Raw genomic sequence first — 7,500 nt, 5'->3', positions numbered from 1 at the left:
ATCTCGAAAGAATCGTGTTCGAATAAGAAAGCCGGATGAGGATTGTATTGAAAAAACAAACGATATCTTTCGTCGTTCTCTTGTTCGAAGACATTTTTCTTTTCGAGTTCCAAGGCGAGACGATTTCTTTCATAAGCGAAAACGAGAGAACGACTCAAAGAGTAAGAATCGAATCTACCTTTATAAACATAATCTTGCGCTCCAATTTGAAGAGCGTTTGCGGTAATCTCCTCATCTTCGGCCCCACTACAAATGATCACCGGAATTTGAGGAAACTTTCTTTTGATTTCGGATAACGCATCCAGACCGGCCCGATCGGGAAGAGAAAGATCCAACACCACTAAATCCGGGCTTTCGCTAGAGATGATATTCAACCCTGCGGAAAAGTTGGCGCTACGGCTAATTCGAAAGGAAGGACTCCGAGATTCACCTAGATACTCCTGAATCAATCTATAATCCGCATTCGAATCTTCGATTAAAAGGACTGAAAAAGTGTCTTTAAACATAAGAAGGAAACTCTCTATCTATAATTGTTCTAACTTAAACTCCCGAAGAAAACGGACGATCACTCCAAAACCGGAAGTCCGATCGGTTTCTATCTCTATATTTCCTCCGTGAAGTTCCGCGATCCTTTTACAAAAAAACAATCCGGTTCCCGGCCCGGACAACTCCTCCGATAAATGATATTTTTTGAATAAATCTATGAAATAATTTTTTTCCACTCTATCAGTACCGATTCCGTTGTCTCTAACACGAACGATGTGAAACTGAGCTTCTTCGGAATAAGAAATGAAAAGTTTGCAAACGACGTTCGTATTTCTGAATTGGATCGAATTCGACAAGAGATTCGAAAAAAGTTCCTTTAAAAGAAAGAAATTTCCCACGATCTTCGGAAAGTTCCCTTCGACATTCACCTGAGCCCCAATCTTCAGGAAGTTTTCTTCGAACGATGTAAGAGTTTCTTCTATAACTTCTTTCAGAGAAAGAGTTTTAAAAGCGTTCTTTTCTTTTTCAATTCTCAAAAATGAAAGTAAACCGCTAATTCGACTCCAAAGACGTTGTGCGGAATCTATGCTGATCCGCAAAAATTCCTTTCCTTTCTCGTTTAACCCGTTCGAATATTTATCGGACAACAGCCTTAAAAACGTTGTCTGATTTCGAATCGGCTCCTGCAAATCGTGATAGACTTTAGAAACAATCGCCGCAATTTCTTTCTCCTTTGTTTTTAAATTAAAATCCGAAGACGAATCTAAAACCTCTAAAAAGAAAAGTTCCTTTTTTCCCAGCTTTTGTCGGGTCAAAGCCCCTTTGAGATCGATTTCTTTTCGGAAAGAATTCAGAAACCGTTCTCTGAAAAAGATCGTTTCCTCTAATTTACAATTTTTAAACTTTTCTAAAAGAGAAGAATTTTGAAATGCGAGTATCTGCCCCAGCTTTTGGTTCTTGAGCTCCCCCGAATGGAGACAAGAACAGAGTTTTACAAAAGAAGAATTGCATATTATAATACGCAAATCGCTATCCAAAACACCAACCGGTGCTTGCAAATGAGACAAAATCTGAAATTCGGATTCAATCATCCAAATAGTTCCTCAAATCTCCAATATGTCGCGACTAAATCCATGCATGTTCGAAATTGAATCCTTAATTATAATAAAATTCATCGAAAAAAAAAATGTATATATCAATCTTTTCCCATTGAAGTTAAAAAGCGGATATCTCAATAAAATGTCAATCCTGGTTTTTACTTTTTCCCCTTTTTTACGAATTTCAGAATATTCTTTTTTTTGAATTTATGATTTTCCTGAATCCATACAAAAAATACCTCAAATTGTAGGATTTTACCAACCGTCACAGTCTCAAAATGAACGACTCATGGGGCTTATAAGTCGCCTGTAGGCCGATCCTAGTAGAAAACTTGAATTTTAGAATAAGTTGTAAAAAAAAGAATGGGACCTCAAGAGTTTTGATCGAATTCAAATTTTCATACGAAACACCAACAGGGATTCGCTCCAATCAATCAAACACCTTGGAATGTTTTGCCGGTAAACACCGGCAAAAATCTACGGAAAGTTATTTTTTAACCATTGAAGAGCCATTAGACCGCTTTGTTTCAATAGCTTTTGGTCATTTTCTATAAAACCAATCTATTCGGAAACAGTGATCGTTTCGATGATAACCGTTTTTGTCGGTTTATCATGAAAACCCGTTTCCATCTCTGAAATCGCCTCTACGATGTTCATTCCTTGCGTAACTTTTCCAAAAACAGCATGACGGTTATCCAAATAGAAGTTATCCCTTACATTAATAAAAAACTGAGATCCGCCCGTATTCGGTCCTGCATTTGCCATGGAAAGTGTGTATTTTTCATTCTTCAGATCTTTATGAAACTCATCTTGGATTTTATAGCCCGGCCCACCCGTCCCGTTTCCAACCGGACAACCTCCTTGAATCATAAAATTTTTGATGACTCTATGAAATGTAAGACCATTGTAAAATCCGTCTTTTGCCAGTTTGATAAAATTGCCGGCCGTAATCGGGGCTTTTTCCTGATCTATATAAACTGAAAAGTCTCCAAAATTCGTCTTGAATACCGCAGTTGGCATACCGCTTCCCTCTATTTTAAGAATTTATTTCCATTTTCCGGTATCATAAAATAGCAGAAAACGATTTCTTGTAAAAAATAAACAAAAATGCACAAGTGAGCAATACTATAATATAAAAGGAAAATCCAGGAGCAAAATAGAATGTTCCTTATAACGGAATTATTTTTCTTGGATAAGAGAGCTATCATTCATGTTAGAAACCCACCATCGTTATCTTCCATTCGGGACTTCAGGAGTTCTTCTATTTATTTCAGCTTCTCAGTCAAACTCTCGAATTGATACTTCTATTCTCTCTAAAGAAATTACGAAAAAAGAAATCGGAACGGTCTGCTTTATCTCAAACGATCCTTCAGTTGACTCGGATACGCTCGAATCGATTCCCCCTTCTGTGACAGTTCTTTCGATTCTTATCCCTCCTGGACCAGAAACAAACGATTCAGTATATAGTACATTTTTACAGATTCAAAAGTTCTTAAAAAGAGGGAATCTTCTCTTTTTAATCGCACCCGATTGCGAAACCAGATTTCCAATACTCCTTTCCAAACTTTTACTCGCCGCTTCCCCTTCCATGAGTAATTCCGAACTCCAGAGTCAAATTTTCCATTTCGGTTATTCTACCCCGGATCAGACGACATTTCGAAAATATCTTGCCAAACAAAAAGAACAGCATTCCTTTCCCGAAATTCCTCCGGGAGAATTTTCCGTCTCGGTTCATCTAGTTCAAAAAGGCAAACATACTTCCGCTTCTAAAATTCATAACGAAGACTCCCTAACAAAAAATCCGATAAAAACCAAAAGAGAAAAGAAAAATCCAAAACCTTCTTTTGAATCTTCTTCGATCCATGCAATTGAAATTGATGATTTAGACGGTGCTCAAAAGCTGAAAGAAATTCCGGTTTCCATTTCCGAAGAACATTCACAAATCGTAAATGAGGAAAATGGAATCTCCGATTCAAGTCCAACTCCTTCGGAACATTCACAAATCGTAAATGAGGAAAATGGAATCTCCGATTCAAGTCCAACTCCTTCGGAACATTCACAAATCGTAACGGAGGAAAATGGAATCCCCGATTCAAGTCCAGCTCCTTCGGAACATTCACAAATCGTAAATGAGGAAAATGGAATCTCCGATTCAAGTCCAACTCCTTCGGAACATTCACAAATCGTAACGGAGGAAAACGGAATCCCCGATTCAAGTCCAACTCCTTCGGAACATTCACAAATCGTAAACGAGGAAAATGGAATCTCCGATTCAAGTCCAACTCCTTCGGAACATTCACAAATCGTAAAGGAGGAAAATGGAATCCCCGATTCAAGTCCAACTTCGAAATCGGCCCCATTATCCCGACAAGCCGTTTCAAAATCGGAAAAAGACGTCCCTCTCTCTTCCGTGGTTATAAAGTCCAAGTTTCCACTTCAGATCAAATTGATGGCAGTAATTTCCGTTTTGATGACATTTACCGTCTCCACCATCATTTTCTTCGCTTCTTCCGCATTCCGAGAAGATTCGGAAGTTCGAGTCCTTCAGAACAATTTAAATTTGGTAAATATCTTAGGATTAAAAATCAAAACCGACATCAAAGAAATTCTTTCCAACGGAAAACAAATCGTTGGAGCTTTGGTGAAAGGAAATGAGGGAATTTCATTCGCGGACATCTTCTTTCAGAACGATCCTGACTTTATTTATGCGGGCCTCTATCAAATTGAAAAGGACTCACCTCTCGCGATCAACCAATTCTACAACGAACCTTACTTAAACGAACTCAATGTTTCTCCAAAGACGATTTCTAATCTTGTGCAAAACAGACCTGGATTCATCCAAAAATCCATTCTTACCGGCGGCAGAATGGAGAATCTAAGCGCGGAGTTTAAGGAACCGATCTTCGCAATCGCGATTCCTTCCTCCGGCTCCAATTCGAAGGTTTTGGTTCTGATTCTTCGTCTGGAAAAGTTTCTTAACGCATTCCAAAAACAAGATATATCCGATGTATTCATGGTGAACGGAGAAGGAGATCTAATCGCTCATTCGGATGCGAAACTTCTTCAATCAAATACGAATTTTATGAATCTTCCGATCGTGGAATCTATGGTCAAAAGCTCGGAAAATACGAAACAAATCGAATACAAAGACAAAGACGGTAAGGTTTGGTTTGGTTCGTTTCAAAAACTGGGCTTCGGCGGAGCCGCTGTCATTTCGATCGTTCCGGAAGATAAGGCATTTGAAGCGGTTTATAAGATTCAAAAAACGAACCTTCTTATTATGGGAATCGCGCTTTGTTTGGCCCTACTCATCGTCTTTTTCTTCGCTAAGACAATCACCAAACCGCTGTTACACCTACTGCAGGCAACGACAGAAATCGCACGAGGAAATTTTAAAATCAGAATCCGTTCCACCACAAAAGACGAAGTGGGCCTTCTTACAAACTACTTCGTGGACATGGGTAAAGGTCTCGAAGAAAGAGAAAAAGTAAAAGATGCTCTTGGAAGGTTCGTAAACAAGGAAATCGCGGAGATGGTCTTAAAACACGAACTTACCCTTGGAGGGGAAAGAAAGATGTGCGCGATTTTCTTCTCCGATATTCGTAGTTTTACTTCGATATCCGAAAAACTTCAACCGGAAGAAGTTGTTGAATTCTTAAACGAATACATGACTGAGATGGTCCATTGTGTCAACGAAACGCACGGGATCGTGGACAAGTTTATCGGAGACGCGATCATGGCGACCTGGGGAGCCGCGAAGACATCCGATAAAGACGCCGAAAATGCGATCAACGGTTCCCTGATGATGAGAGAAGCTCTTCTGAAATTCAATCAAGGAAGAGGCGGAGAAAAAAAGCCAATCATCCAAATCGGTTGCGGTTTGAATTATGGTCCCGTGATCGCAGGTCAAATTGGTTCCGAACAAAGGCTCGAATACACCGTAATCGGAGACGCGGTAAACCTCGCGTCCAGAGTAGAAGCCTTGAATAAACCTTTCGGAACCGACATCCTTATCACACAAAATCTTTTGGATCACGTCCCCGATATTTTCAACGTGGAAAAGATGCAATCGATCAAAGTAAAAGGTAAGGAAGAGCCACAGATAATCTATGCGGTTTTGGGAAGAAAAGACGATCCGAACTGTCCTAAATCTGTCGAAGAACTGAGAAAAAAGGTCGGAATCGTTTGGGAACCACCTAAGAAAGATAAAGCGAAAGACCCCGAAGCCGGAGAAGTTAAGTATGAGATACTTGACTGAAGGGAAATACGTAGTCACATTTCTTACGGGACTCTTTCTCACTTTTAATATATTACTGTACCTTCATTTAACTTCGGGGCATAAAAAGGGAAGTAATCCTGAAATCGGGAAGATAATCTTTAAAAATAGAAAAGCCCAGAGAAAATTCGACTCCGAAGTCGTCTGGGAAGAAATCGAAACCGAAATGAAAGTCAGAAATAAGGATACGGTTCGTACTGATGACAAAGCCGAAGCCGTTTTGGTTCTAAACGACGGAACCGAAATCAAACTCGACGAGAATAGTATGATTTTTCTGGACTTTTCGGATAAAAATCTATCGATCGACTTCGCATACGGATCGGTTTCCGCCAACAAGGACAGCGGTACCGAGATGAAGATCAAAAGTGGAGAGACCACAGTGGAAGTGGATAAGGGAGACCTAAAACTTTCCAAAGCGGAGGATCAAGCTCTCAATCTCGAAGTTTCCAAAGGTAACGCAAAGGTAATATCCGGAAATCAGGAATCCAATTTAACAAACAACCAAGCAATCGAATTGAAAAACGGGAAATCTGAAATTCGTTCGTTATCGATCTCTCTGAATTCTCCTGGGGATAGAAAATTCTTTCAAACTTCGACGAGTTCCTTTCCGGTATCTTTTAATTGGAACAAAGCGGAAGCCGTAAAAGAATATACATTAGAAATTTCGAATCATCCCAGTTTCTCAAAGAACGTGATTCGATCCAAAGCGAATGGAATTTCTCTAAGTAAGTCTTTGGAAAAAGGAACCTACTTTTGGAGAATCACAGCAATCAATCCGCAATCCAAAACGCCCGAATATAGCGAAACTCGTTCTCTTACCATATTAGGAGATTTGAAATCTTCTCTTTTTACTCCTACAAAATCAGAGGAATTCAAATTCACATCCAATCCTCCAAACGTAGTCTTTCAATGGACTTCCGTCGATTTCACGAATATTTATAAGTTCGAACTGGCACAAGATAAGAACTTTAAGGAAATCCTCATCAACCAGGAAATCCAAGGTACTCTTTTTCGTTGGGACCAAGCGAAGGAAGGAAAATATTTCGCAAGGGTCACGCCAAAACCTTCTTTGGCCGATTTAAAAGTATTTTCCTCCGAAGCAATTTCGTTTAACTTGAAAAAGCTGGAAAAACCAGAACCTCCCGCTTTGAAAAAACCTTTCGACCAGGAAGAAATCGCCCTTCGCAAATCCTCCAAAGAAGGAAATCTATTCGTATGGTCCGGTTCCGCAGACTTTGTGGAATATATCTTGGAAATCTCAAACGATTCGGAATTTAAGAATATCATATTTAGCAAAAAGACGAATTCTTTATCCATGATTTCTTCTCCGATCACAAACGCGGGCACTTACTTCTGGAGAATCAAAGCTTCTACAAAAGAAGGCGAGCAGGTTTTTTCGCCCAGCAGACAATTTAACGTTCAATCTTTGGAAAATTTAGGGCTTCTATTTCCTGTAAACGAACAAGAACTGGGGCATCCGGCCAACCATAAATTGACTTTCCGTTGGCAAAGACCGGACCCTTCCGGAATTTATAGATTGGAAGTTTCGAAGAACTCCGGATTTTCGGGAGATGTGATTCGGGAAAATTTTCGTTCCTCTTTCGGAACCGTGAGTATTCCTTCCGTCGGAGAATATTTCTG

At 39.7% G+C, this 7,500-nt stretch carries 5 protein-coding genes (2 of these 5 only partly in view); 2 read left to right on the top strand and 3 right to left on the bottom strand.

The window, feature by feature from the left end:
- The 3 genes from LEP1GSC062_RS16190 to LEP1GSC062_RS16180 all read right to left on the bottom strand — a co-directional run.
- Nucleotides 1-506: the beginning of a sensor histidine kinase gene (locus LEP1GSC062_RS16190; RefSeq protein WP_020984859.1), read on the bottom strand. Its footprint begins 925 nt before the window's first position; only the first 506 of its 1,431 coding nucleotides appear in the window; it begins with the start codon at nucleotides 504-506; its stop codon lies off the left edge, out of view.
- A gap of 18 nt (nucleotides 507-524) precedes the next feature.
- Nucleotides 525-1,577, bottom strand: coding sequence for a sensor histidine kinase (locus LEP1GSC062_RS16185; protein WP_020984965.1), 1,053 nt, complete (start codon nucleotides 1,575-1,577; stop codon nucleotides 525-527).
- 567 nt (nucleotides 1,578-2,144) lie between these two features.
- Complete coding sequence (locus LEP1GSC062_RS16180; protein ID WP_010578861.1) at nucleotides 2,145-2,603, bottom strand: peptidylprolyl isomerase; 459 nt, start codon at nucleotides 2,601-2,603, stop codon at nucleotides 2,145-2,147.
- Between the two features lie 190 nt (nucleotides 2,604-2,793).
- Between LEP1GSC062_RS16180 and LEP1GSC062_RS16175 the strand changes: the two genes are divergently transcribed.
- On the top strand, nucleotides 2,794-5,841 hold the full coding sequence (locus tag LEP1GSC062_RS16175; RefSeq protein WP_020984963.1) for an adenylate/guanylate cyclase domain-containing protein: 3,048 nt from the start codon (nucleotides 2,794-2,796) through the stop codon (nucleotides 5,839-5,841).
- Nucleotides 5,825-7,500: the 5' portion of a FecR family protein gene (locus LEP1GSC062_RS16170; RefSeq protein WP_010578859.1), read on the top strand. It continues 442 nt past the right edge of the window; only the first 1,676 of its 2,118 coding nucleotides appear in the window; it begins with the start codon at nucleotides 5,825-5,827; its stop codon lies off the right edge, out of view. Before LEP1GSC062_RS16175 ends, LEP1GSC062_RS16170 begins: the two co-directional genes overlap by 17 nt.

The organism is Leptospira alexanderi serovar Manhao 3 str. L 60 (genome assembly GCF_000243815.2).
GTDB classification, from domain to species: Bacteria; Spirochaetota; Leptospiria; order Leptospirales; family Leptospiraceae; genus Leptospira; species Leptospira alexanderi.
This window is presented reverse-complemented; position numbering and strand designations above follow the sequence as displayed.

Coding starts and splice junctions, on each gene's coding strand:
- LEP1GSC062_RS16180 (WP_010578861.1), bottom strand. CDS start 2,603: ATGCCAACTGCGGTATTCAAGACGAATTTTGGAGACTTTTCAGTTTAT.
- LEP1GSC062_RS16185 (WP_020984965.1), bottom strand. CDS start 1,577: ATGATTGAATCCGAATTTCAGATTTTGTCTCATTTGCAAGCACCGGTT.
- LEP1GSC062_RS16175 (WP_020984963.1), top strand. CDS start 2,794: ATGTTAGAAACCCACCATCGTTATCTTCCATTCGGGACTTCAGGAGTT.